Source organism: Cryobacterium sp. Y62 (genome assembly GCF_002929785.1).
Lineage (GTDB): Bacteria > Actinomycetota > Actinomycetes > Actinomycetales > Microbacteriaceae > Cryobacterium.
The window spans coordinates 101,796-125,872 of the sequence record NZ_PJJK01000120.1 but is presented as its reverse complement, the minus strand read 5'-3'; the positions used below and the strand labels follow the sequence as shown (position 1 = coordinate 125,872).

General features: G+C 65.2%; 21 protein-coding genes. 5 read left to right on the top strand and 16 right to left on the bottom strand.

Annotated elements, in window-relative coordinates:
- Positions 1 to 20: 20 nt before the first annotated feature.
- The 3 genes from CXY71_RS18960 to leuS all read right to left on the bottom strand — a co-directional run bounded on the left by CXY71_RS18960 (position 21) and on the right by leuS (position 5,902).
- Complete coding sequence (locus CXY71_RS18960; protein ID WP_104139222.1) at positions 21 to 2,477, bottom strand: ComEC/Rec2 family competence protein; 2,457 nt, start codon at positions 2,475 to 2,477, stop codon at positions 21 to 23.
- Positions 2,474 to 3,166, bottom strand: a complete 693-nt coding sequence (locus CXY71_RS18955) for a helix-hairpin-helix domain-containing protein (RefSeq protein ID WP_104139218.1) — start codon at positions 3,164 to 3,166, stop codon at positions 2,474 to 2,476. Before CXY71_RS18955 ends, CXY71_RS18960 begins: the two co-directional genes overlap by 4 nt.
- 135 nt (positions 3,167 to 3,301) lie before the next feature.
- On the bottom strand, positions 3,302 to 5,902 hold the full coding sequence (gene leuS / locus CXY71_RS18950) for a leucine--tRNA ligase (RefSeq protein ID WP_104139215.1): 2,601 nt from the start codon (positions 5,900 to 5,902) through the stop codon (positions 3,302 to 3,304).
- Between the two features lie 186 nt (positions 5,903 to 6,088).
- On the opposite strand from leuS, the gene CXY71_RS18945 reads away from it, so the two are divergent.
- Entirely contained in the window at positions 6,089 to 6,724 is a 636-nt protein-coding gene (locus CXY71_RS18945) for a DedA family protein (protein ID WP_104139212.1), read from the top strand.
- On the opposite strand, the gene cydC is transcribed toward CXY71_RS18945, so the two are convergent.
- The 4 genes from cydC to CXY71_RS18925 are packed head-to-tail and all read right to left on the bottom strand — an operon-like array spanning position 6,712 to position 12,513.
- A complete protein-coding gene (gene cydC / locus CXY71_RS18940; RefSeq protein ID WP_104139210.1) occupies positions 6,712 to 8,412 on the bottom strand; it encodes a thiol reductant ABC exporter subunit CydC in 1,701 nt (566 codons plus the stop codon). The two genes, CXY71_RS18945 and cydC, sit on opposite strands and share 13 nt — an antisense overlap.
- Positions 8,405 to 10,075 carry a thiol reductant ABC exporter subunit CydD gene (gene cydD, locus CXY71_RS18935; RefSeq protein ID WP_104139208.1) on the bottom strand — a complete coding sequence of 557 codons (1,671 nt, stop codon included), beginning with the start codon at positions 10,073 to 10,075 and terminating at the stop codon, positions 8,405 to 8,407. The genes cydC and cydD overlap by 8 nt, the downstream gene beginning before the upstream one ends.
- Positions 10,076 to 10,079: 4 nt before the next feature.
- Positions 10,080 to 11,084 (bottom strand): cytochrome d ubiquinol oxidase subunit II, encoded by a 1,005-nt coding sequence (cydB, locus tag CXY71_RS18930; RefSeq protein ID WP_104139205.1) that lies wholly within the window; start codon positions 11,082 to 11,084, stop codon positions 10,080 to 10,082.
- Positions 11,085 to 11,100: 16 nt separating this feature from the next.
- Positions 11,101 to 12,513, bottom strand: coding sequence for a cytochrome ubiquinol oxidase subunit I (locus CXY71_RS18925; RefSeq protein ID WP_104139202.1), 1,413 nt, complete (start codon positions 12,511 to 12,513; stop codon positions 11,101 to 11,103).
- Between the two features lie 108 nt (positions 12,514 to 12,621).
- Here CXY71_RS18925 and CXY71_RS18920 point away from each other — a divergent pair, with 108 nt between their 5' ends.
- Both CXY71_RS18920 and CXY71_RS18915 read left to right on the top strand, forming a co-directional pair.
- Positions 12,622 to 13,008: a BlaI/MecI/CopY family transcriptional regulator gene (locus CXY71_RS18920; RefSeq protein ID WP_104139199.1), complete on the top strand. Its 387-nt coding sequence runs from the start codon at positions 12,622 to 12,624 to the stop codon at positions 13,006 to 13,008.
- A gap of 25 nt (positions 13,009 to 13,033) precedes the next feature.
- On the top strand, positions 13,034 to 14,008 hold the full coding sequence (locus CXY71_RS18915; RefSeq protein WP_104139196.1) for a M56 family metallopeptidase: 975 nt from the start codon (positions 13,034 to 13,036) through the stop codon (positions 14,006 to 14,008).
- A 3-nt stretch (positions 14,009 to 14,011) separates the two neighbouring features.
- Here CXY71_RS18915 and CXY71_RS18910 read toward each other — a convergent pair whose 3' ends face one another.
- From CXY71_RS18910 to CXY71_RS18890, 5 genes are all read right to left on the bottom strand, one after another.
- Complete coding sequence (locus CXY71_RS18910) at positions 14,012 to 14,938, bottom strand: ABC transporter substrate-binding protein (protein WP_104139193.1); 927 nt, start codon at positions 14,936 to 14,938, stop codon at positions 14,012 to 14,014.
- 30 nt (positions 14,939 to 14,968) lie between these two features.
- Positions 14,969 to 15,676, bottom strand: a complete 708-nt coding sequence (locus tag CXY71_RS18905; protein ID WP_104139191.1) for an ABC transporter permease — start codon at positions 15,674 to 15,676, stop codon at positions 14,969 to 14,971.
- Positions 15,673 to 16,353: an ABC transporter permease gene (locus CXY71_RS18900; protein ID WP_104139188.1), complete on the bottom strand. Its 681-nt coding sequence runs from the start codon at positions 16,351 to 16,353 to the stop codon at positions 15,673 to 15,675. Before CXY71_RS18900 ends, CXY71_RS18905 begins: the two co-directional genes overlap by 4 nt.
- Positions 16,350 to 17,249: an ABC transporter ATP-binding protein gene (locus CXY71_RS18895; protein ID WP_104139184.1), complete on the bottom strand. Its 900-nt coding sequence runs from the start codon at positions 17,247 to 17,249 to the stop codon at positions 16,350 to 16,352. Before CXY71_RS18895 ends, CXY71_RS18900 begins: the two co-directional genes overlap by 4 nt.
- Before the next feature lie 138 nt (positions 17,250 to 17,387).
- Positions 17,388 to 18,065: a TetR/AcrR family transcriptional regulator gene (locus CXY71_RS18890; RefSeq protein WP_104139181.1), complete on the bottom strand. Its 678-nt coding sequence runs from the start codon at positions 18,063 to 18,065 to the stop codon at positions 17,388 to 17,390.
- Positions 18,066 to 18,213: 148 nt separating this feature from the next.
- Between CXY71_RS18890 and CXY71_RS18885 the strand changes: the two genes are divergently transcribed.
- A complete protein-coding gene (locus tag CXY71_RS18885; protein WP_104139418.1) occupies positions 18,214 to 19,236 on the top strand; it encodes an App1 family protein in 1,023 nt (340 codons plus the stop codon).
- Positions 19,237 to 19,429: 193 nt separating this feature from the next.
- On the opposite strand, the gene CXY71_RS18880 is transcribed toward CXY71_RS18885, so the two are convergent.
- The 3 genes from CXY71_RS18880 to hisD form a co-directional block, all read right to left on the bottom strand.
- Positions 19,430 to 20,464: a quinone-dependent dihydroorotate dehydrogenase gene (locus CXY71_RS18880; RefSeq protein WP_104139178.1), complete on the bottom strand. Its 1,035-nt coding sequence runs from the start codon at positions 20,462 to 20,464 to the stop codon at positions 19,430 to 19,432.
- A gap of 19 nt (positions 20,465 to 20,483) precedes the next feature.
- Positions 20,484 to 21,026 (bottom strand): transcriptional regulator NrdR, encoded by a 543-nt coding sequence (nrdR, locus tag CXY71_RS18875; RefSeq protein ID WP_104139175.1) that lies wholly within the window; start codon positions 21,024 to 21,026, stop codon positions 20,484 to 20,486.
- An 87-nt stretch (positions 21,027 to 21,113) separates the two neighbouring features.
- Positions 21,114 to 22,424 carry a histidinol dehydrogenase gene (gene hisD, locus CXY71_RS18870; protein ID WP_104139172.1) on the bottom strand — a complete coding sequence of 437 codons (1,311 nt, stop codon included), beginning with the start codon at positions 22,422 to 22,424 and terminating at the stop codon, positions 21,114 to 21,116.
- Positions 22,425 to 22,545: 121 nt separating this feature from the next.
- Between hisD and CXY71_RS18865 the strand changes: the two genes are divergently transcribed.
- A complete protein-coding gene (locus CXY71_RS18865; protein WP_104139169.1) occupies positions 22,546 to 23,136 on the top strand; it encodes a flavin reductase family protein in 591 nt (196 codons plus the stop codon).
- Between the two features lie 144 nt (positions 23,137 to 23,280).
- Here CXY71_RS18865 and CXY71_RS18860 read toward each other — a convergent pair whose 3' ends face one another.
- Complete coding sequence (locus tag CXY71_RS18860; RefSeq protein WP_104139166.1) at positions 23,281 to 24,063, bottom strand: 1-acyl-sn-glycerol-3-phosphate acyltransferase; 783 nt, start codon at positions 24,061 to 24,063, stop codon at positions 23,281 to 23,283.
- Between the last annotated feature and the right edge of the window lie 14 nt (positions 24,064 to 24,077).

Here is a 24,077-nt window from a genome sequence, read left to right as displayed (position 1 = left end):
ATGCGGGTGGTCGATCAAGCCTAACGCGCACCGCTGACCCTCCCGGTAGCAGTCGGTGCAGCAGTCGGTGCAGCAGTCGACGGCGCGGGCGGACCGCGGTCGGCGATCTTCTCCGTCCAGAGCACGATCGTGCCGTTATCCCCCGGCGCAACCACTGACATTCCCTCCCGGTCGGTGCGCACGGACAGGGTTCCCGCCGAGGCGAGAGTGTTAAGCAACGCGTCGGTGGGATGCCCGTAGGTGTTTGTCGTGCCGACCGAGATCAGCCCCACCCTGGCCCGCAGTTCGGCGTACAGCTCGAAGCTCTGATCGGCCGAGCCGTGGTGGGCGACCTTCACGACGTCGACCGAGCCGGGTGGCGAGATCCGCCGCAGGGCATTCTGCGATTCTTCGCCAAGATCTCCGAGAAAAATCGAACGAAGGCCCCGCCCTTCGAACAAAATGGTGATGCTTCCCGGGTTGCCCACCTGCATCGTGGTGGCTCCACGGACGGGCCAGAGAATGTTCCAGCGCAGTCCTCCAAGCGTACCGGCATCACCCCGAGACGTCTGGCGCACGACGGCTCCGCCAGCCGCGAGACGCTCGTGCAGGCGTTCGTCCTGCGCGTTCTCCGGCTGCCCGACCAGGGCGGTATCGACCATGCCAATGACTGCATCTACTCCGCCGATATGGTCGAGGTCGTAATGGGTGAGCACGAGCAGGTTGATGCGGCTGATGCCGAGAGTCGCGAGGCAGCTCGAGAGCAGCTTCGGATCGGGCCCGACGTCAACCAGGCCGTACTCATCACCGTCGCGCACGACAACGGCATCACCCTGCCCGATATCGCAAGCCGCAATCTGCCAGTTCGCCGGAAAAGTGGTGGCGCGGCCGATTTGGGTGCCAATCAGTGACCCGGCGTAGCCCCCGAACCCGACCAGCAGCACGGCGAGAACCGCCGCCGGCCAGCGTGCGGGGCGAGCAGCGGGCCCACGCAATACGACCACGAGAGTGAGCAGGGTGACGACCGAGAGCAGCAAGACGCCGGGCACTCCGCCGGGCCACGGCAGACGGGTGCCCGGCAGCGTCGACATGGTCTGGGACACGGCAGCGATCCAGGCCGACGGCAGCGAGGCCCCGGCGAGCAGGCCCGACGCTACGCCCGGGAGAACCGGCAGAGTCAGGCAGGCGATCAGCCCGACCACCGTGGCGACCGGTGCGGCAGGACCAGCGAGAATGTTGGCCGGCACCCCGTAGAGCGGCAGGCTGGGGCTCAACAGAATGAGTATGGGCTGACAGGCCAGTTGGGCGGCCAAAGGGATGGCGATGACGGCAGCCAGGGCCAGCGGCATCCACTGGCTGAGTACTCGGCTGAGCGGTCCGACCAGGATGAGGAGCCCCGCGGTCGCGAGCACGGACAGCGCAAAGCCGTAGTTTCGGGCCAGCCAGGGATCGCTCGCAAGCAGCCCGATCACGACGACGAGCAGGGTGGGCACGCCTCGCCCGGGCCGGCCCACGCCGATCGACGCGAGGGTGAGGGTGGCCATGACCGCCGAGCGCAGCACGCTCGGCTCCGGAGTAACCAGGACTGTGAAGCCGAGCAGTGTCACGAGTGATAGCAGAATGCGCCAGCTGCGGCGCAGGCGCAGATAGCCACCGAGGAGCATGATCGAAGCGATGACGATGGCACAATTGGCGCCGGAAACCGCGGTCAAATGGCTCAGTGAGCTGGTTTTCATGGCTTGATCGAGGGCTGGACTGACTGCGCTCGTGTCGCCGATCGCCAGGCCGGGGAGCAAGTCTCCCCCGTCGCCGGGGAGGCTCGTCGCCGCCGCCGCGAACCGAGCGCGGAGCTCGTTCGACCACTGCAGCCACCAGGGCGGCGACTCGGCCACCTGAGCGGGTTCGGTGGCGAAGACCAAGGCGACCGCTGCGTCGCCCGGGTTCGTCGGGCGCAGGGTGCCGCGCAGGCGCAGGCTGGTGCCGATCTCGGGTTCGTGGCCTCCCCTGGCTGCCTCGGCGAACACCACCACCGGGCTTTCCAATCGCGTCGTATCGCCGCGCAGGTCGACCTGCGTGAGCGTGGCCCGGTAGCGTACTCGTCCCGAAGTGCCACTACCGATGAAGGCCCTGGCAGCAACCGGAACCGACCAGACGGTGACCGTGGCCGTGAGCGTCGCGTGCGACTCCGCGGCGGCACGCATCTCCGGCGGGAGGCGCACCGGCGCCCACACCCCGACGGCAGTGGCCACAAGTGCCGCGGCGGCACAGCAGAGAACGACGCTGCCGCCCAGCAGCTGCCAGCGGCTGGGCTCTGAACGCTGGTTCATTTCACGTCTGCGCGCCGGCATCCGTTTCATCACGAGGATGCCCGCCGTCACCCCGGCCGCTGCCCACAGCACAAGGGCAATGGACCAGGCACCCTCTGGCGCTCCGATCAGCAACCCCGACGTGAGCCACGCGGCCAGGGCCGGAAGCGCCAGCCGTAGGTCGAGGCTCATACTGTAATGAGGTCTTTGAGCGCCTCGAACGTTTTGTCGCCGATTCCCGCGACATCGCGCAGGCCGTCTACGCTGGCGAATCGCCCGTTAGCCGTGCGAAAGTCAATGATGCGCTGCGCCATGGTTGGGCCGATGCGGGGCAGGGAATCGAGGTCGGCGAGCGTCGCCGAGTTAAGGTTGACCTTGGCGGCGGGTGCGCCAGCTCCCCCCGAGACGGTCGCCGCTGGAACGCCCGGTGGAACCTCACCCTGCCGCGGCACGTAGAACTGCTCCCCGTCGCTCACGATGCGGGCGAGATTGACCCCGGCAGGGTCGGCCTCGGGGCTCAGCCCGCCGGCGGCGGCGATCGCATCCATGACCCGGGCACCGTCCTGCAACTCGAACAGACCGGGCCGGGCGACCGCTCCCAAAACGTGCACGAAGATGATCGCGCTCGTGGCAGAGCCATCCGGAGTTGTGCTCGCACCGGAATCAAACGGCTCTAGGCTGCCGCCCGTGGGGATCGATACCGTTTCCGAGCCGACCGTGCGCTGCCCCGCCTGCTGGCCCACCGCCGACACGATGACGGCGAACACGAGGGCGAGCAGCAAGAGCACGACGGCGGTTCCCACGCCGACTCGCAGTCGGGGACGTCCCCGCGCGGCCGGAGCGAGGCGCTCCAGATCGAGGGGGAACCGGTCATGCTGCATGCTCGCAGGCTAGGCCGCGCGAAGCATCCGTTTGTGGTCGGATGACCCATCTGTGCACAGATGAGACTAAACGGGCCTGTGGAGAAGGCCCCGACCGATCCTACGAGGGTCAGCCAGGGCCGATTTTGTCCGGCGCTACGGGCGGGTGACGAAGGAGACGAGCTTGGGCACCCGCACGATCACCTTGATGATCTCGCGATCACCGATCGAACGGATGACAGCGGCGGCTTCCCGCGCCATCTTCTCCAGGTCCTCACTAGAGATCTTCGGCGATACCTCCAGCAGGGTGCGCATCTTGCCGTCGACCTGGACGACCGCCGTGACCGATTCCTGAACGAGCAGGGTCTGCTCGGCCTTGCGCCATGGCACGAGCGCGATGCACGGCTCGTAGCCGAGGTGCTCCCACATGTCCTCCGCCGCGTAGGGGGCAAACAGGTTTAGCGCCATGGCGGTGGCCTCGGCGGCTTCACGCACCGCGGCATCCGCTGGCCCGGCACCGGTATCGATGACCTTGCGGCTCGCATTGACGAGCTCCATCAGGCGTGCGACGACGACGTTGAACTTGAACGACTCCACCAAGCCGGGCGCGTCGGACAGGAAGCGGTGGGTGATGCGGCGCAGGGTGACGTCACCGGTCTTCCACTCCACATCAGGCGCACTCGTGACATCGCGGGCGACGCGCCAGGCGCGGGCCAGGAACTTGGCCGAGCCGACCGGGGAAACGTCCGACCAGTCGATGTCGTCTTCCGGCGGACCGGCGAACGCCATCGTGAGGCGCACGGCATCAACGCCATGGCGTTCGATTTCTTCGGTGAAGTAGACCAGATTGCCCTTGCTCTTGCTCATCTTGGCGCCGTCGAGAATGACCATGCCCTGGTTGAGCAGAGCTGTGAAGGGCTCGGTGAAGCTCACCAGGCCCTCGTCGAACAAAAACTTCGTGATAAAACGCGCGTACAGCAGATGCAGAATGGCGTGCTCAACGCCGCCGACGTATTGGTCGACCGGAGCCCACTTTTCGGCATCCTTCGGGTCGAAGGCCTTGGTGTCATCACTCGGGTTCAGGAACCGCAGGAAGTACCAGGAGCTGTCGACGAAGGTATCCAGAGTGTCGGCGTCGCGTGTCGACGGAGTGCCGTCGATCGGGTTCGGCACGTTGACCCAATCGGTCGCACCGCCGAGCGGCGACGTTCCCCGGGGCTTCAGGTCAAGACCCTCTGCGGGCGGCAGCAGCACCGGCAGCTGATCTTCGGGGACCGGAATTTCGGTGCCATCGGCGCCGTGGATGATCGGGATCGGAGCGCCCCAGTAGCGCTGCCGGGAGACGAGCCAGTCGCGCAGGCGATAGTTCTTCGCGGAGCGGCCGAGGCCGTCGGCAGCGAGCTGTTCAATGATGCGCTTGATGGCGGTGATCTTGCTCAGGCCGTTCAGCGGACCGGAGTTGACGAGGCGGCCCTCGCCCGCCAGGGCGATGCCGGTGCTGAGCGGGTCGAGCGCCGGCAGTTCTTCGGTGCCGTCGAGCATGCTCTGGGTGATGACGGGGATCATGCCGGTGGCCGGCGAGTTGGTATCGACGACGACGCGCACGGGCAGGTCGAAGGCGCGGGCGAAGTCGAGGTCGCGCTGGTCGTGGGCCGGCACGGCCATGATCGCACCGGTGCCGTAGTCGGCGAGCACATAGTCGGCCGCCCAGATGGGCAGGCGTTCGCCATTGACCGGGTTGATGGCGTAGCGGCCGAGGAACACGCCGGTTTTGGGCCGGTCGGTCGCCTGACGCTCGATCTCGGTGCTGCGCTGAACCTGCACGAGGTAGTCCTGGAAGGCTTCCTGTACCTCGGGCGTGGACTCTGCGGCAAGTTCGGCGGCGAGATCGCTGTCCGGGGCGACGACCATGAAGGTGGCACCGAACAGCGTGTCCGGACGCGTGGTGAAAACGGTGATGCGTTCGGTTCGGCCTTCGACGGCGAAGTCGACATCCGCTCCGATGGAGCGTCCGATCCAGTTCCGCTGCATGTTGAGCACCTTGGCCGGCCAAGTGCCCTCAAGCTGGTTGAGGTCATCCAGCAGACGATCGGCGTAGTCAGTGATCCTAAAGTACCACTGGGTGAGTTTCTTCTTAACGACGACGGCGCCGCTGCGGTCGCTCGTTCCGTCGGCCAGGACCTGCTCGTTGGCGAGCACAGTCTGGTCGATCGGGTCCCAGTTGACCCAGCTGTCCTTGCGGTAGGCCAGGCCCTTCTTGTACAGCTGCAGGAACAGCCACTGGGTCCACTTGTAATATTCGGGGTCGCTCGTGTGCAGTTCGCGGTCCCAGTCGAAGCTGGTCGCATAGAGCTTCATGCTCTTCTTCTGCTGGGCGATGTTATCGTAGGTCCAGCCGCGCGGGTCAATGCCCCGCTTGATGGCGGCGTTCTCGGCCGGCAGGCCGAAGGAGTCCCAGCCGATCGGGTGCAACACGTTGAAGCCCTGGTGGCGCCAATAACGGGCGACGACATCGCCGAGCGCATAGACCTCGGCGTGGCCCATGTGCAGGTCACCGGAGGGGTACGGGAACATATCGAGCACGTACTTGCGCGGGCGGGTGTCGCCCTCACCGCTCGTCTTGAAAGGAGCGAGCTCCTCCCAGATGGGTTGCCACTTCGCCTGGATCGCGGCGAAGTCATACACTTCTTCGTCGATCTCATCGCGCGAATCGATGCGGACGCTTTCGTGCTCGTGTGCCACGTGACTCTCATTCATTCATTGCAGGGGTTAGTCATGATTGATGCAAGGTGCACGCGCAACAGAGCGCCGGTGTACCCCCTTTAGATTACTAGGACGCAGCAACGCCAAGGTCGCAAGAAGTACGAAGCCTTCGCCGCTGACCTCCCGGCCGCCAGAGAGCCCGGCGTTGTTGATTCCCGAGCAGCACGTAGGCTGAACGAAATGAATGACATCCTCACGTGGATCCTCGACACCGTGTCCAGCGTCGACCCGGTCGTTCGAACACTGCTGGCCTTTCTGGGCATGCTGCTGGAAACCTCGGTTCTGGTCGGCCTGGTCGTTCCCGGCGACACCATTGTGATCGTCGCGAGCACGGCCGTGTCCGGCCCGGTCGAGTTTGTCACGCTCGTACTGGCCGTGATCGTCGGAGCACTGGGCGGGGAAAGCATCGGCTTCGCGCTCGGGCACCACTTTGGACCGTTCATCCGCGCGAGCCGGCTGGGCCGCCGTATCGGCGAACACAATTGGATTCGCGCCGAAAACTACCTCGACCGGCGCGGCGGTGTCGCTGTCTTCATCTCCCGGTTTCTGCCGGTGCTGCACTCGCTTATTCCAGTCACCGTCGGCATGAGCCGGATGCGGTACCGCACCTTCATAGCATGGACCGTGCCGGCCTGCGTCATCTGGTCACTCACCTATGTCACCGTCGGCTCGGTGGCGGCCGGCGGCTACCGCGAGCTCAGCGGCAGCCTGCACTTCGCCGGATACCTGTTCGTCGGCGTGATCGCGCTGTTCATACTGGCGATGTTTTTGGTCAAGAAGTGGCTGCACCGCCGCGAGCTGCGTCACATGGACTGAGCCCGGGTCGGCAGGGTCACCCTTGCCGTCACTAGTTCGTCCGGCACCGGCGTGTGGGAAATCAGCAGGACAGCCCGGTGCGCGTCGGTCGCAGCGCTCAAGATATCCCGTACCAGGGCATCAGCCTGGGCGCTATCGACGTTCGCGGTGGGTTCGTCGACGACGAGCACCGGAAAATCGGCAAGCAGGGCCCTGGCCAGGGCAATACGCTGTGCCTGGCCGCCGGAGACCAAGGCGCCGCGCTCCCCGACACGAGCATCGAGGCCGCCGCGCTCCCCGACCCATTCGGCCAGTCCGACGCGGGCCAGCACTGCCAGCAACTCGGCGTCGGTGGCGGTATCGCGGGCAAACAGCAGATTCTGACGGATGCTGTCGTCAAATAACCACGGACGCTGCTCGCACAGTCCGACCACCCGCCGCACCTCCGTTTGAGCAAGCAGGCGCGCTTCGACGCCGTTCAGACGGTACGAACCGGTGTAGTCGAGAAATCGCACCAGGGCCTGCGTGAGGGTGGTCTTGCCGGCACCGCTCGGTCCGGCCAGATGCACCCGGTCCCCGGGCGCGAGGCGCAGCGTCACACCGGCCACGCCTGGTTCGGTCTGGCCGGGCCAACTGGCACTCAGGCCGGTCAGTTCGAGCACGACCGGGGTCGCCAGCAACAGCTGGGGGTTTGGAACATCGACGGGAATCTCGGCCGGTCGCGAAGCTGGGACAACCTCGGCGACGCGCCGTGCGCTCACCCGCACCTGGCGCCAGGCCGAAGCTGCCAGCAGAATCATGCCGAACACCTCGAATACGGCCATCGGCACGAGCACGGCGACGATGAGGGTCGGGCCGAGCAGGTCCGGGCTGAGCGGGCCGCCGCCGCCATCGAGCGCGGGGATTCCGAAGTACAGCGTGCCCAGCGTTGCTGCACCGGCAAAGAACGCTACGACGGCCGATTGCACACCCACTCCGACCGAGCGGCGCAGGGCGGCCCGGCGCAGGCGCTCATCGGTGCGGGCGAGCTGGGCGAGGCGCGGCCTGAGAGCGTCGAAGGCGGTGAGTACGTCGAGGTTCTCCACGATTTCGAGCACCTCGTCGGCGAGGGTGCCGCGCAGCGGTGCGAGCTCTCGATCTGCCCTGGCTGCCACGCTGCCGGAGAAAACCGTACCGAGCACTCCGGCCAGCAGCAGGCAGACGAGCAGGGTGAGGCCAGCGGCGGGTACGATCAACCAAATGCCGATCACGCTGAGCACTACGGTGATTCCCGCGACGAGCAACGGCTGTACGACCCGCAGCGGCAGGTCCTGTAGGTCATCGACGTCGCGCACGAGGCGGGTGAGCAGGTCGCCGCGCCCGGTCTGGGCGAGTCCGGCCGGGGCAACTGGAACGATGCGACGAAAGATGCCCAGGCGTAGTTCGGCGAGCTGCCGGAACGCGGCATCGTGGCTGGTCAGGCGTTCCAGGTAGCGAAACACCGAACGAAAAATCGCAAAGGCACGCACCCCTACGATAGCCATACCGAGATAGGCCAGGGACGGCATTTCGGCGGCGCGGGTGATGAGCCAGGCCGAGCAGGCCAGCAGCGCCACCGCCATAACAGCACTCGTCACGCCGGCCAGCAGGCCTGGAACAAACCAGCGCGGGCGCGGCTGGGCGAGCCGCAGCACGTCGCACGCGGCCGGGTCCAGCGTCAGGTCAAACATGAATCAGCTTCTCTAGCTCGATCACATGGTCAGCTGCAGCGAGGACGGCCGGCCGGTGGCTGACCACGATCACGACGCGGCCCATGTCGGCCAGACGACGTAGCCCGGCGAGGAGACCGGCCTCGGCGTCGGCGTCGAGCGCCGAACTGGGTTCGTCCAGAATCACGACCTGGCACTCAGTCGCGAGGGCCCGGTAAACGGCGCGCGCTGCGGCGACGCGCTGGGCCTGCCCGCCCGAAAGCCCGTCGCCGTTCACCCCGAGCACCGTGGTCGGTGACAGCTGCGCGGCCCCCGCCCAATCAAGGGCCTGAGCGACCAGGTTCACGGTGCGCGTACCCTGGCCAGCGGATACCGTCCCCAGCGCCACATTCTCGGCCACCGTTCCCCGGAACAGGCCGGGTCGCTGGCCAGCCCAGGCCAGCCACGGCCGACTTGGCCCGGCTGTCACGGCAACGTCGCCGAGCGTCACTTCGCCGGTGAGGGGCACGAAGCCGAGCAGGGCGGCAACGAGGGTGGATTTGCCGACTCCGCTCACGCCGCGCAGCACGCTGATTTCGCCGGCGGCGAATTCGGCGTCCAGCCGGTCGATCACGACGGTGTCACCGCGCCGAATAGATACGCCGACCAGGCGGAGAGAGCCGGCACCGAGGCCTCCCGGCGCGACAGCCGCAGCCGCAGGATCGACCGGCGCCGGGGCATCCGTTGTGTCGATGTCGTCGTCGAGAATCGCGAACAGTTCTTCGGCAGCGGCCAGGCCGTCGGCCGCGGCGTGAAACTGCGCCCCGACCTGGCGCACCGGCAGAAAAGCCTCGGGAGCCAGCAGCAGAACGAACAGTCCAACGCCCAGGAGTAGCGCGCCGTCGATGAGCCGCAGGCCGATCGACACGGCGATAAGGGCGACCGAGAGGCTCGCGGCGAGTTCGAGTACGAAACCGCTCAGAAAGGAGACGCGCAGCACCTTCATGGTGCGCGTGCGGTACTGCTCGGTGATGGAACGGATGCGATCAAACTGACGGCGTTCCCGGCCGTAGATCTTGAGGGTGCCGAGGCCGCCGACCACGTCGAGAAACCCGGTAGAGAGGCGTTGCAGTGCTTGCCACTGTTCCTGCTGTACGGACTGGGTGACCCGCCCAATCAGAATCATGAACACCGGAATGAGCGGGATCACGATGATGACGGTGAGGCCGCTGGGCAGGTCTTGCCAGAGCATGACCGCGATCAGAATCGGTGTGGCAATCGCGGTCAGCAACAGCTGCGGCAAATACCGCGCGAAGTAGTTGTCGAGTGCGTCGAGGCCGGTCGTGACAACGGTCGCCAAGCGTGCGCTCTGCTGAGAGTCGACCCAGTCGGGGCCGCGCTCGGCGAGCTTGGCCAGAACGCGCGCGCGCAACTGGCTCTTGACCTGGGCTGCGCCTCGGTTAGCCGCGACTTCCAGCAGCCAAATGAGCACCGAGCGCAGCACCACAACTCCGGCCAGGGCCGCCAAGGTCGGCACGATCGTGCTTAGGCGCTCGCCCGCGACCGTGAGCATAATGGCCCGAGTCAACAACCAGGCAAACGTGATGACGACGACGGTTTGAGCAAGCCCGAGCAGCGCACCGATCGCGAGAAACCGGCGCGCTGCCGAGGCGTATCGAAGAAGACGAGGATCCAGGGGGCGCACTGCCTCAGTGTACGGCGACCTCAATGTGCACTCGTCCGATGCGCTTGCGGAACACCCAGTAAGTCCAGCCCTGGTAGAGCAGGATGACGGGCATCCCGATCAGTGCTGTCCAGCTCATCACGCCGAGCGTGTAGGCCGAGGACGAGGCGTTTGCGATAGTCAGGCTGTTGGCCGGGTCGTTGCTGGCGGGCATGACGTCGGGAAAGAGCGACGCGAAAAGGGTCAGCACCGCCAGACCGATCGTGGCGGCCATCAGGCCGAAGGCAAGTCGTTCGGCGCCGCGCAGGTTGGCCACGAACGAGGCGATCAACGCGACGGCAGCGGCGGCGGCAAGCAAAGCAGATGCCGAGGTGCCGTACGCAAGGGTCGTCCAGGCCAGGAAAGTGGCCGCGACGACGATCGTGACGATTCCGGACTGCATGGCCAATTTGCGCGCCCACAGCCGGATGTCACCCTCGGTCTTGAGCGAGATGAACAAGACACCGTGCACGAAGAACAACAGCAGCGTCGTGACGCCGCCGAGCAGGGCGTAGGGGCCCAGCAGATCGAAGATCGTGCCGGCATAGTCGTGATTGGCGTCGAGGTTCACGCCACGCACGACGTTGGCGAAGGCGACGCCCCAGAGCAGCGCCGGAACGGCCGAGCCGACGATGATCATGCCGTCGAACCACTTCTTCCACTGCGATTCGGGGCGCTGGTGCCGGTATTCGAACGAAACGCCGCGCAGGATCAGCGCTAGCAGGATGAGCAGCAATGGCAGGTAGAAGCCGCTGAACATGGTCGCATACCACTCGGGGAACGCTGCGAACAGCGACGCCCCGGCGACGATGACCCAGGTTTCGTTGAGGTCCCAGACCGGACCGATGGTGTTGATGAGAACGCGGCGATCGGTGTCGTCCTTGCCGAGAAAAGGCAGGGACATGCCGACCCCGAAGTCGAAGCCGTCGAGCACGAAGTACCCGATGAACATGACGGCGATGATCCAGAACCAAAGAATTGTGAGATCCATAGTGTCGTCTCCTTTTCTAGTAGACCGTGGCAGCGTGCTGGAGTTCGCCGGTTTCGGCGTCGGGCACCGGCGCATCGTCGGGGCCTTTCTGAACGGCCTTGAGAATGAGTTTGAACTCGACCACCGCGAGGATTCCGTAGATCAAAGTGAAGGCGATCAGGGAGATCAGAATCTCCACGCCACTGACGCCGGGCGAAACGCCGTCCTGCGTGCGCAGCAGTCCGAAGACCAGCCACGGTTGGCGGCCCATCTCGGTGAAGACCCAGCCGACGCTCATTGCCAGCAGCGACATTGGGAAGCTCCAAATCGCGACCTTCCACATCCACGGGCGGGTCGGCCTGGCGTTCTTGCGGGTGAAGAACAGGCCGGCCACGGCGACCAGGATGTGCGCCAGGCCGAGGCCGATCATCCAGCGGAACGACCAGTACGTGATCCAGATGGTCGGGGTGTAGTCGCCGGGGCCAAACGCACCGACGTACTGTGCCTGCAGGTTGTCGATACCTTCGACGGTGCCGTCGAAGGTATGGGTGGAGAGGAACGAGAGCAGGTACGGAATGCGCACCGAGAACAGCTCATTCACGCCGTCGGGCGTGCCGAGGGTGAAGATAGAGAACGATGCCTCTGCGCCGGCCGCGGTGACATACAGCGCTTCGGCAGCGGCCATCTTCATCGGCTGGGCTTCGACCATGGCCAGGCCCAGCTGGTCACCGGCGAGCGTGGTAAGCACGCCAGCAATGACCATCATCCAGAGACCGAATTTGAGTGCCGGACGCATCGTGTCGAGGTGCTGATTGCGGTACAGATGCCAGGCGGCAACCGAGATGATCAGTCCGGCCGAAACCATGAAACAGGCGAAAATCGTGTGTGGAAACGCGGCGAGGGCAATGGGATTCGTGAGCAGTTCCCAGATACTGGTGAGTTCTGCCCGTCCCTTCTCCTCGTTGATCGTATAAGCGATCGGGTTCTGCATGAACGCGTTCGCCGCGAGGATGAAGTAGGCCGAGGCGATCGAGCCGATAGCCGTGAGCCAGATGGTCGCAAGGTGAATCTTCTTGGGTAGCTTGTCCCAGCCGAAGATCCAGAGCCCGATAAATGTCGCCTCGAGGAAGAAGGCGACGATACCCTCGAACGCGAGCGGGGCGCCGAAGACGTCACCGACGAAGCGTGAGTAGTCGGACCAGTTCATCCCGAACTGAAACTCCTGCACGATGCCGGTCACGACGCCCATGGCGAAGTTGATCAGAAAGATCTTGCCGAAGAAGTGCGTCAGCTGCAGGTACTTGATCTTGTCGGTGCGCACCCACGCCGTCTGAAAGATCGCGACCGTGAGAGCCAGGCCGATCGTGAGGGGGACGAAAAGAAAGTGATAGACGGTTGTGAGACCGAACTGCCACCGTGAGAGGAGTAAGGGATCCAACCACTCGTTCATCTGCCCTCCAGCATTTGTGATACTCGCGCATGGTTTTCTACGCCATGTAGAACATTACTCTTCTACAACGTGTAGAAACTTACAGTTTTGCGGCGTAGTGTGGGCCTCATGGGAAACTTGGGTGTGCTCGAACGGATGATGATGGATGTCCTTTGGAACTCCTCGTCACCGTTCACTGCTAACGAGCTCAAGGATGCCCTGATTCATCCCGACAATTCGGCCGCTCCGGCCAAGCGCCTGGCGACGACGACAATTCTTACTGTGCTCTCCCGGCTCGAAACCAAAGGCTTTGTCACGCGCGATCGCGGCATCCGTCCCCATGCCTATTCCGCGGTCATGACCCGCGCGGACCACACGGCCGGCCTCATGCACGAGGTGCTCGGGCAGGTGCCCGACCGCCAGGCGACCCTGGCCCGGTTCATCGGCGACGTGACCCCACAGGAAGCCGAGACGCTGCGCCAATTGCTGGGTGTCGCCACGTCCGACAGCGCCTGAGCGACGTGTCGGCTGACCAACCCTCGTGATCACCGCCGCCGCGGCACTGGGCCTCCTGGCCGTGCTGCTGGCCTGGCCGGTTCCGGTTGTGCTGGCCCGTTCCCACTGGCCGGCCCGCTCCCCCGGTATCGCCCTTGTGCTCTGGCAAGCCATCGCCCTGTCCGGTGGGGTATCCATGATCGGGTCCTTTCTGCTCTACGGCTTGTTTCCCTTCGGTAACGATCTGGGGCACAGCCTCATGGCACTGGGCGACGATCTGCGCGCCGGCACGCTCCCCGCCGGAATCAGTTTCACCCACGTACTCGCACTCGGGGCCGCCGTTCTACTCGGCACTCACCTGCTGTTGAACCTGCTCGCGACCTTCGTGCGCGCCGAGCGGCAACGGCGACGGCACCACACGCTCATCATTTTGCTCAGCGACCCCCTGCATGGTCAGCCGGGCATGCGCGTCATCGACCATCCGGCGCCAGTGGCCTATTGCCTGCCCGGGGCCGGCCACTCGGCGACCGTGCTCTCCAATGGACTGCTGCGCCTGCTCGATGCCGATCAGGTGCGCGCGGTGATCGCCCACGAACAGGCACACCTCGTGCAACGGCACCACCTAGTGTTGCTGGCCTTCAAGAGCTGGCACAGCGCCCTGCCCTGGTTTCCCATCGCCAATCGGGCCGAAAACGCGGTGGCACTACTGGTCGAGATGCTCGCGGACGATCACGCCCGCCGCGTCGTCGACGATCACACCCTCGCCCACGCGATCGCGCTCGTTGGCTTTGCAGTCGCCGGCTTTACCGCACAGCCGCCACCTGTAGCGGATGCGAGGGCTACCGCCGCGGCATCCGCTTCAGTCGCCGCTGCACCGGAGCACCCGGTGAATCAGGTATCGCCGCGGGTCGCACGTCTGGTGCACCCGATAGCACCCCTGCGCCGCGCTGCCACGGCCGGAGCGCTCACCGTGTCGGTGGCGCTCCTGGCCGGGCCGGCCTATATTCTGCTCGGCTCCTGACTACTAGAAGAGGTCGGCCTGCTTGAGCCAGTCGGCCGCGATCACGTCTTCTGAGGTCTCGTCGGTCACACTCTGGGAGTTGAGTGTCGCCAGGTCGGCAGCCGACAACGCGGCGCTGACCGCGTTCAAAACCTCGGCGGCTGCCGCGTCCACCTTGTTCGACACCACCGGCACAACGTTGTCCGAAAAGAACAGTCCGTCAGGGTCGGTCAGCGCGACGAGATTGGACGAGTCAATCAGCGGGCTCGCCGTGTAAATGTTCGCTAACTGGATATCTCCGGCAACAAGGGCGTCGACCGTGATCTGTCCGCCGCTGTCTTCAACGGGACTGAAACCGGCGATGTCGATGCCATACTTTTCCTTCAGCGCGGTCGGTCCGTATGGGCGCGTCTCGAGTTCGGAGTTTCCGCCGACCGTGATCGACTCGGTGACGTTGCTGAGTGAAGCGATGTCGGTGAGGTTGTATTTCGTAGCGAAGTCCTTAGTGACCGTCCAGGAATTCTGGTCGGAGGCATCTGCTTTATCGAGCACGCGCAGGCCGTCGGGGAGAGCTTCCTGCAACTGCGTGTAGGTCGCATCGCTGGTGCCGCCGGCGGCTTCACCGTCGAGTGCCTGCAGCAGGCTGCCGGTGTATTCGGGAAACACGTCAATACCACCCGCTTCGAGATCGGGCAGATAAACCTCACGCTGGCCGATACGGTACGAACGCTCCACCGTGAATCCGTTGGCCTCGAGGGCCTGCGAGTAGATCTCGGCGATGATGGCGTTGGAATAGTAGTCCTGCGATCCAACCACCAACGTGTCCGATTCGCTCGCTGTCGTACTTCCAGTGCCCAGCGGATCACCGGACGCACACCCTGCAAGGGCTACTACGGCCCCAACCGCGACGGCGCTAACGAGCGCGAGTCGGCCTTTTTGTATTGTGAACATGTGTTCTTCCTTCCTCGATGGGGGATTCCATCATCGGGTCAGGTCTTTCGACCTCACCCGAATGTCTGTGGGTCGTCCCGCGGTGACACCGCGTGGAACGATCAGAATACTCACGAGCGCGAATGCTCCTTCAAGCGCCAGCGCAAGCAGGATAACAAGAATCGACCCGCCGAGCATCTCACCGTAGTCCCGGGTTTTCAACCCGGCGAACAGGAACCGGCCGAGGCCGAAATCGGCAACGTAGGCGGCAAGGGTGGCCGTTGCGACGATCTGCAGGGTGGCCGAGCGCAGGCCGCCGATCAGCAGCGGAAGCCCGAGGGGCATTTCGACCAGGCGCACGATTTGGCCCTCCGACATGCCGACCGCGCGGGCAGCATCGACCGTCGTGCGGTCAATGGCCTGAAACCCCGTGTACGCGCCGGCGAGAATCGGCGGAATCGCCAGGACGGTCAGGGCAACGTATGGGGCGTTCAACCCGATTCCCACCCACAAGGCCACGATCGTCAGCAGACCCAGGGTGGGGATGGCGCGGAGGGCGCCAGCCCCGGCGACCGCCAGACCGCGTCCGCGGCCGGTGTGACCAATCAGAAAGCCGATGGGAATAGCGATGACCGACGCAAACAGCAGCGTGACGGCGGTGAAACCGAGGTGCTGCAGAACGCGGATGCCGATGGCACCGTCCCCCGCGTAGTTGGCCGGTTCGACCAGCCAGTGCAGGGCCTCAATGAAGAAATTCATACTGCCACCCGCTTGAGCACGGCGACGCGCCGGGCACCGGCGGCGTGTGGTCGGGTCCACGGCATGATCATCCGGCCGAGAAGAACCAGTATGCCGTCGAGGAGCAGCGCCAACGCCACCGTGGCTACAATTCCGGCAACGATCTCGGCCTGGATGCCCCGTTGGAACCCATCGGTGAACAAACTTCCGAGACTTTGCGCACCGATGACAGCTCCCACGGTAGCGAGGCTGACCGTACTCACCGCGACCACGCGGAGCCCGGCCAGCAGCACCGGGCCGGCTAGGGGAAGCTCTACCTGCCAAAACTGACTCCGCGCCGAGAATCCGACGGCCGTGGCAGATTGCCGCACTTCGCGGTCCACCGACTCCAGGCCATCGGCCACCACCCGCGCCAGCAGAGCCACTCCGTAGAGGGTGAGCGCAATGATGAGATTGAGCGGGGATCGCACGCTGGTTCCGACGATGAAGGGCAAAAGGATGAAGAGCGGCAGCGACGGAACCGCATAAAACAGTCCGACGACCGTGAGGATGATGCCACGACTCACCCGGTAGCGGTGGGCGAGCCAGCCCAGCGGCACCGCGATCAGAAAACTTAGGATGATCGGAGGCACGCTCAAAAGCAGGTGATCGAGCGTGCGATCCCAGATGAAGTCGAGGTTCGACCAGACCCAGGTCACCGCGCCTCGACACCCTGCGCCGAAGCACCCGGACCCGAAACAGGACCGGCCTTTGCCTGAGCGGCTTTTGCCTGGGCGGCTGGTGCGTCGACGAGAACCCCGGCCAGACGCCCGTCCCCATCGACGAGCACATCGCCCTGCCCGTGGTTTTCAAAATGCAGCGAACGCTTTCCACGCTCGGCCCCAATAAAGCTCGACACGAACTCGTCGGCCGGATTGGCCAAAATCTCCGCTGGGGTGCCGACCTGCGCGATCTTGCCGCCGGTGCGCAGGATCACCACCTGATCGCCGAGCAGAAAAGCTTCGTCAATATCGTGCGTGACGAAAACGACCGTCTTGTCGAGTTCACGCTGCAGTCGTAGCAACTCCTGCTGTAGCTCGGCACGCACGATGGGATCGACGGCTCCGAACGGTTCGTCCATCAGCAAAATGTTGGGATCTACGGCGAGACCACGGGCAACGCCCACGCGCTGTTGCTGTCCACCGGAGAGCTGGCTGGGGTATTTGTCGGCGAGCGACCGGTCCAGACCAACGGTATCGAGCAGGCGCAGCGCGTCTGCCCTGGCCTTTTTTCGGTTCAGTCCACGCAGCATCGGTACCGTTGCGACGTTATCGATGACCTTGCGGTGGGGTAGGAGCCCGGAATTCTGCATGACGTAACCGATGCTGCGCCGTAGCTTGACCGGTTCAAGCGTGCCGATATCGGCCCCGTCGATCTCGACCGTTCCGCTCGTGGGATCCACCATGCGGTTGATCATGCGCAGCAGGGTGGTCTTGCCGGACCCGGACGTGCCGACCAGTACAGTAGTCCTGCGCGAGGGCAAGACGAGGCTGAAATTGTCAACGGCAACGGTACCGTCGGGGAAACGCTTGGTCACCGAACGAAATTCGATCATGGTGGCTCGTTCCTCACATCGGGTCGATTCAGTACAAACCAGACGTTAACCAAACCACCATTTCACACGATAGGCAAAATGAAGGACCGTAAACCATTCACCTCTCGGCGAACGCGCAGGACTCGCGGGGCCGACGTTCTAGGACGCAGTGGCGAGAACGTTGAGCGCCTGCGGGCTGTAGAACCCGTCCAGGTAGTTCCGCAGCACCAGACGGCACTCATCGATGAACCGGTCGTCGCCGAGCGGCTCGCTGTGGAATGCACGGGCCAATAACGCGTCTGCCATTTCAACGGCGACCTCAAGGCGAAAGATGAGCTCCGGACCGGCGGGCAGCTCGAACTCGTTCACGAGGACATCGGCCAGGCGACGGGCGAAGAAATCAACGTCAGCCACGACATCCGCTGCCGGCACACCGTCTCGGTCGTCGAAGTTGACAATACGAAAGCCGGGCTCTGAACGGTACAGACCAACGAAGGCCGTGACGACACAGTCGACAGCGTCCCACCAAGTAGTGAGGGTGCCGGCACCGAGTTCGTCGACGACGCGCTGCCGAAAACGTGCGACGGCACGCTCGTGGAGGGCGTGCAGAACGGCCACCCGGTCGGGGTAGTAGCGGTAGACCGTTCCGATCGACGCACCGGCACGCTCAGCGATCATCGCAGTCGTGATGCGGTCGAAACCGACCTCGTCCACGACCGCAGCTGCGGCATCGAGTAAACCGGACAACCGTGCTGCACTGCGCTGCTGAATCGGTTCGGTGCGCACCTGCTGTAGTGCGGTACCGGCGTCTTCACCTAATAGGCCACCAAGCGACATTTATCCCCCTTGAAGATAAATCATCATCATACGGGGTAAAACCCCATTTATACAGCTCTGATCGGGGGATGCACAGCAAGCATGGCAGAATAAGGGAGTGCCAGAGTCCCGAGACAACACGCCGAACGCGACCAGTCCCGTGCGAATCATGCACCGCGCCGCCCGGATCGAGGACTGGCTGCACGATCGGCGCGAACACTCCGCCCGTCGCCGCGGCTACCGGCCGACCGTTATTCCATATTCCGGCTATGGCTCTACCGATTGGGTGCGCATTTTCTGCCGGGTGCTCCTGGCCAAGCCGGACAAGCCCGAAAAAAGGCAAAAGCGTCCGAGAGCGGATGGCCGCGATGCCGGTATTCGAGGCTGGCGAAGCTTCACGAGCGTTCCGGTCAACGACGTAACGGTCACGATCGAGATTGACGGCCAGACCCATCATGTGCAGGCCGACCGGGGCGGGGTCGTCGACACTGTGGTGCCCGTATCGTTACCCCCGGGCTGGCACGTCGCCCGACTGCACACCGAATTCTCCGACGTTCAGCATGCCCCTATCTTCGTCGTTGCCCCGACGGTGGGCTACGGTGTCGTTTCCGATGTCGACGACACTGTCATGGTCACAACCCTCCCCCGCCCCCTGCTGGCAGCCTGGAACACGTTTGTGCTCGACGAGCATGCCCGGGTACCGACGCCGGGCATGGCGGTCTTTCTGGAACGGCTCGCGTCGTTCACCCCGGGTGCTCCGGTCATCTATCTCTCGACCGGAGCCTGGAACGTGGCGCCGACGCTGTCCCGTTTTCTCTCCCGCAACCTGTACCCGGCCGGGGCGTTGCTCCTGACGGACTGGGGTCCGACCCACGACCGCTGGTTTCGCAGTGGCAGTGCGCACAAACGGGACAACCTGCGGCGACTTGCCGAGCAGTTTCCACACATCCGCTGGATTCTGATCGGTGACGATGGCCAGCACGACGAAGCCATCTACAGCGACTTTCAGCGCGACTACCCCAGCAGCGTCGCCGCTGTCGCCATTCGCCAGCTCTCCCCCAGCGAAGCCGTACTCGCCGGTGGCCGGTCCCGCGATGCCGTCTTGATCGAGGGCGGCCCGGAGGCCCCCTGGGTCTATGGTCCGGACGGCTCGAGCCTGTCGAGCCAGCTCGCCGAACACGGCCTGCTCTAGCCCGCATTCAAGATATTTTCACGCCGCACGGGATTTCTGGCCACGCCGGAACTTTCGCGTACGGGCGCAGCCCCCGCGCAATGAGCTCTCCCTCAACGGATGCGCGCCGCTCCCACTTCCGCAACCCCGTGCGCACGTCTTGTGCACCGGAAACGGGCCAGGAGCCCAGCTGCCGGTTCGATCGGCGGTCGCTTCAGCGAGCGGCGAGGAGGCGGTCGAGGCCGCGGTTTATCTGGCGGGCCCAGAGCGGACCGCGGTAGAGGAACGCCGTGTAGCCCTGCACGAGGGTTGCTCCGGCAGCCAGGCGTTCAGCGACCTGGGCGGCCGTATCGACGCCGCCGACCGAGATGACGCAGAAATCGTCGGGCACGACAGCGCGAATCTGGTGCAGGACGGCGAGGGAACGGGCACCGAGCGGGGCACCGGACAGGCCACCAGCCCCGGCAGCGGCGATGGTCACGGCGTCTGTTTTCAGGCCGGTGCGGGAGATCGTGGTATTGGTGGCGATGATTCCGTCGAGCCCGAGGGAAACAGCGAGAGTGGCGATGCGGGCGACCTCGGCATCCGCTAGGTCGGGGGCGATTTTCACGAGCAGCGGGGTAGCGCCGGCAGCCTGTTTGACCGCGGTCAGCAGCGGCGCGAGCTGGTCGAGTTCCTGCAGGCCGCGCAGGCCCGGGGTATTGGGCGAGCTGACGTTGACGACGAGATAGTCGGCGAGGGCGGCGAGGGTTTTGGCGCTCTGCAGGTAGTCGACCGTCGCGTTCTCGACGGCGGTGACACGGCTCTTGCCGATGTTGATGCCGAGCACGGGGCGCCCGCGTACGGCACGTACGCGGGCAAGTCGATCGACGGCGGCCGCGGCACCGTGGTTGTTGAAGCCCATGCGGTTGATGACGGCGCGATCGGCCACCAGCCGAAAGAGTCGCGGGGTCGGGTTGCCGGGCTGGCTGAGCGCGGTGAGGGTGCCGACCTCGACGTGGCCGAAGCCGAGCTGGCCGAGTCCGATGACGGCCTCGCCGTCTTTATCGAATCCGGCGGCGACGCCGAACGGTGAGTCGAAGTGCAGGCCGAGGGTGTTGACGGCGAGGTCGGTGCGCGGCCGGGTGAAGAGGTGAACGAGGCGACCAATTCCGAGGCTCGGAAGGAAGCGGATGACGGTGAACGCGAGGTGGTGGGCGCGCTCGGGGTCCATCCTGGTGAGCACGAATTTGAAGAACAGTGGATACATCGCGCCTTGAACCCTACGCCTACGGTTTAGTAGAACTGGTAGACGTGGACTCCGCCGCGGTGGCGATGGCGCCGGCAGCATCCGCTTGTTGCGCGCGTTTGCTCGCCTGAACGGCTTTATGCTCGGTGCGCAGCTGCGCTATGGCGCTCTCGAAGTCGTCGAGCGAATCGAAGCCCTGGTACACGCTCGCGAAGCGCAGGTACGCGACCTCGTCAAGGTCGCGAAGCGGCGGGAGGATCGCCAGGCCGATGTCGTTGGCCTCGATCTGTGCCGCCCCGGTCTGCCGAATCGTCTCTTCAACCTTCTGGGCCAGCATCGCCAGGTCGGAGTCGGTAACCGGTCTGCCCTGGCAGGCCTTGCGCACGCCGGTGACGATCTTCTCGCGGCTGAACGGCTCGACCACGCCGCTGCGCTTGATGATGTTCAGGCTCGCTGTTTCGGTGGTACTGAAGCGGCGACCGCATTCGGGACACTGACGGCGACGGCGAATCGAGAGGCCGTCGTCGCTCGTACGCGAGTCGATGACTCGGGAATCGGGGTGGCGACAGAACGGGCAAAACATTGTGCTACCAGTCTACCGGTCCCTACCACCCCCGCTGCTCCACAAGAGCGGGGGAGGTAACCATTCACCCGCTCTCCTGCAACGGGTCTACCTGGGAGTGAACCGCGCGGTTACGGCGTCGCCGTGTGCGGGGAGCGCCTCGGCGTTGGAGAGCGCTGCAATGTGACCGGCAACGGCCTCAAGCGCCCGGCGATCGTACCGTACGACCTGCTGGGGCCGCAGGAACGTGTAGGCGCCGAGTGCAGAGGAGAACCGGGCCGCTCCCCCAGTGGGCAGCACGTGATTGGAGCCGGCGACGTAGTCGCCGAGGCTTACCGGCGAATACGGGCCGAGAAAGATGGCCCCAGCGTTTTCAATCGCGGCCAGCACGGCATCGGGGTCGCTGGTCTGAATTTCGAGGTGTTCCGGCCCGAAGGCGTTGCTGAACGCGGCGGCAACCTGCAGGCTGTCGACGAGCACGATCGCCGACTGGCGGCCGCCGAGCGCCGCGGTCACCCGTTCGCTGTGGGCAGTGGATGCTGCCAGCACGCTCAGGCGCGCCGCCACGGCTTCGGCGAGTTCAAACGAGTCGGTCACGAGCACCGCTGCGGCGAGCTCGTCATGCTCGGCCTGGCTGACCAGGTCGGCGGCGACGAGCAGCGGGTCGGCGGCGGCGTCCGCTATCACGAGAATATCGGTGGGACCGGCTTCGGAATCGATTCCGGCCTGGCCGCGAATGAGGCGTTTGGCTGCGGCAACGTAGACGTTGCCGGGACCGGTGACGATCTGCACCGGGTCGAGGCCGATGCCTTCGACGCCGTAGGCGAGGGCTCCGATCGCACCCGCGCCGCCCATGGCGTAGATCTCATCGACGCCGAGCAGTCCGGCGACGGCGAGGATGGTCGGGTGCACGCGTCCGTCGAAGTGGCTTTGCGGCGGCGAAGCGAGCGCAATCGAGCGCACGCCGGAGACCTGCGCGGGTACGACGTTCATCACGACGCTGGACGGATAGACCGCCTTGCCGCCGGGAACGTAGAGGCCGACCCGGTTCACCGGCTGCCAGCGTTGCGTGACGGTGGCGCCGGCCTCGATCGTGGTAGTCACGTACGGCGGAACCTGGGCGGCGCTGGCCAGGCGAACGCGACGAATAGTTTCGGTGATGGCTGTGCGCACGGCCGGGTCAAGCCCGGCGATGGCGTCGGCAATGTGGCTGGCCGGAACGCGCACCTGCTCGGGGCGCACCCGGTCGAGGCGTTCGGCCTGGTCCAGCAGGGCGGCCTCGCCACGCGCGCGCACGTCGGCAATAAGCTCGGCGGCGATATCGGCCGCTACGGCGACACTGGTCAGCGCACGGGGTACGGACGCCAAGAGGTCGGCAGCGGTCGGTTCTGTGCCGCGAAGGTCAATAGTCTGAATCATCGTGACCCAGCCTATCCGTGAACGCTGCGCGTCGACCGGCGCCGCCGCTCGGACTACCGAACACGCATCAACACGCCGTGCGCGGGAATAGGCTAAAGGTGAAACAGATTGTTGGTTGAGTATGCAAAGCAACGTTGAACCCCAAGTCATAAGTGAAGCCGCAACAACTGTGTTCCCGACCGCTCTGCTCCCGTCTGCCGGCCCGCCGCTTGCAGCCGATCTGAATGCTCCCGATGACCTCGCGGCGTTCAAGCACGCGTTTCGCCGTCATGCCGCCGGCGTCGCCGCGATCACGACCCTCGCGCCCGACGGTAGCCCGGTCGGCTTCACCGCCACCTCTCTCGCCTCACTCTCTGCCGTTCCGCCACTGGCGACCTTCAACATGGCTCGATCTGCGAGCTCCTGGGCCGCCATCGCCGTCGCCGACCGCGTGGTCATCCACATGCTCGGTGCCCAGAACCGGACCATCGCCGAGAAGCTGGCGGGCCCGCACGCCAAACGCTTCGACGGTGACCACTGGGAGCCGGGGCCGTATGGGCTTCCAGTATTGATCGGAGTGACCAGCTGGATGATCGGCCGGGTTGTCGAACGAGTGTCGGTGCACAATAACGCCGTGGTGGTGGTTCAGATCGAGGGCGGCGGCATGGGCGCCGACGATGAGGCCCTGCTCTACCACGAGCGTACCTATCGGGTTCCGGGCGCTGCCGTCTAGAGCTGCCGTTGCTCCCTGCGGGCCGCGGCAGCGCCCGCCGGCGCGAGGTGCCACCGTGACCCCTCGGCAGGCGTTCAAAGGGTCGAAGATAGCACGTCGCGAACGATCGGGCGCCCGAGGTCCGGTCCTGGTTGAGCCGCGTAGTTACTTCTGGGCGGCTTGCTTTGCGGCGGCTTTGCGACGACGACGTTCGGCTTCGACCACGGCGGCCTCGGTCGGGGTCGGCGCGGTTCCGCCGAGGTGCGCAGGCTGCCACCACTGGCCCGAGCCCGGCACCGCATACTCCGACTGCACCGCGTCGACCAGGGACTGCATGGCCGCGTGCAGGCGCAGGGTGGCGACCGCAGCGTCACCGTCCTGGCCAGCAGCATCCGTTTGAAACGGCTGGCTAAATCGGATGCTGACCGGCAAGCCGACCCGTTCGCGCAGTGTCGAGCGGTGGTTCTTGGTCATCAGGCGATGCCCACCCCACACGGCCACCGGGATGATCGGCACGTTCGCAGCCTGGGCCATTCGCACAGCACCGGTCTTCAGCTCTCGCACGGTAAACGACGCGTTGACGCCGCCCTCGGGAAACACGCCAAGCAGTTCGCCCTCACACAGCGCGGTCACGGCCTGCGCGTAAGCCTCGCCGCCGCTCTCCATATCGACGGAGATATGCTTCATGCCGCGCAGCAGCCGCCCGACGAGCGGCTGGTCGAAGGCGCCCTTCTTGACCATGAAGCGGACGTGCCGGCGATTGTGCAGCCAGGTGACCCATTCGACCAGGGCGAAGTCGAGATAGCCGAAGTGAGTGATTGCGAGCACTGCGCCGCCGGTGGACGGCAGCTGTTCCAGCTCGGTCGTCGTCCGGCGTACCCGGAGCAGGCCGAACAGGGCGCGTCCGGCGCCAATCGCGGTCGCGTAAATTGGCTCTCGCTTGTGCATGTATCCAGCCTAAA

What these genes read in the sequence shown, in the direction of transcription:
- CXY71_RS18920 (WP_104139199.1), top strand. Translation starts at nt 12,622, where the DNA reads ATGGGAAACTTGGGTGTGCTCGAACGGATGATGATGGATGTCCTTTGG.
- CXY71_RS18890 (WP_104139181.1), bottom strand. Translation starts at nt 18,065, where the DNA reads ATGTCGCTTGGTGGCCTATTAGGTGAAGACGCCGGTACCGCACTACAG.
- nrdR (WP_104139175.1), bottom strand. Translation starts at nt 21,026, where the DNA reads ATGTTTTGCCCGTTCTGTCGCCACCCCGATTCCCGAGTCATCGACTCG.
- CXY71_RS18865 (WP_104139169.1), top strand. Translation starts at nt 22,546, where the DNA reads ATGCAAAGCAACGTTGAACCCCAAGTCATAAGTGAAGCCGCAACAACT.
- CXY71_RS18860 (WP_104139166.1), bottom strand. Translation starts at nt 24,063, where the DNA reads ATGCACAAGCGAGAGCCAATTTACGCGACCGCGATTGGCGCCGGACGC.
- leuS (WP_104139215.1), bottom strand. Translation starts at nt 5,902, where the DNA reads ATGAATGAGAGTCACGTGGCACACGAGCACGAAAGCGTCCGCATCGAT.
- cydC (WP_104139210.1), bottom strand. Translation starts at nt 8,412, where the DNA reads ATGTTTGACCTGACGCTGGACCCGGCCGCGTGCGACGTGCTGCGGCTC.
- CXY71_RS18880 (WP_104139178.1), bottom strand. Translation starts at nt 20,464, where the DNA reads ATGTATCCACTGTTCTTCAAATTCGTGCTCACCAGGATGGACCCCGAG.
- CXY71_RS18910 (WP_104139193.1), bottom strand. Translation starts at nt 14,938, where the DNA reads ATGTTCACAATACAAAAAGGCCGACTCGCGCTCGTTAGCGCCGTCGCG.
- cydB (WP_104139205.1), bottom strand. Translation starts at nt 11,084, where the DNA reads ATGGATCTCACAATTCTTTGGTTCTGGATCATCGCCGTCATGTTCATC.
- CXY71_RS18955 (WP_104139218.1), bottom strand. Translation starts at nt 3,166, where the DNA reads ATGCAGCATGACCGGTTCCCCCTCGATCTGGAGCGCCTCGCTCCGGCC.
- CXY71_RS18895 (WP_104139184.1), bottom strand. Translation starts at nt 17,249, where the DNA reads ATGATCGAATTTCGTTCGGTGACCAAGCGTTTCCCCGACGGTACCGTT.
- CXY71_RS18905 (WP_104139191.1), bottom strand. Translation starts at nt 15,676, where the DNA reads ATGAATTTCTTCATTGAGGCCCTGCACTGGCTGGTCGAACCGGCCAAC.
- CXY71_RS18885 (WP_104139418.1), top strand. Translation starts at nt 18,214, where the DNA reads ATGCACCGCGCCGCCCGGATCGAGGACTGGCTGCACGATCGGCGCGAA.
- hisD (WP_104139172.1), bottom strand. Translation starts at nt 22,424, where the DNA reads ATGATTCAGACTATTGACCTTCGCGGCACAGAACCGACCGCTGCCGAC.
- CXY71_RS18960 (WP_104139222.1), bottom strand. Translation starts at nt 2,477, where the DNA reads ATGAGCCTCGACCTACGGCTGGCGCTTCCGGCCCTGGCCGCGTGGCTC.
- CXY71_RS18945 (WP_104139212.1), top strand. Translation starts at nt 6,089, where the DNA reads ATGAATGACATCCTCACGTGGATCCTCGACACCGTGTCCAGCGTCGAC.
- CXY71_RS18925 (WP_104139202.1), bottom strand. Translation starts at nt 12,513, where the DNA reads ATGAACGAGTGGTTGGATCCCTTACTCCTCTCACGGTGGCAGTTCGGT.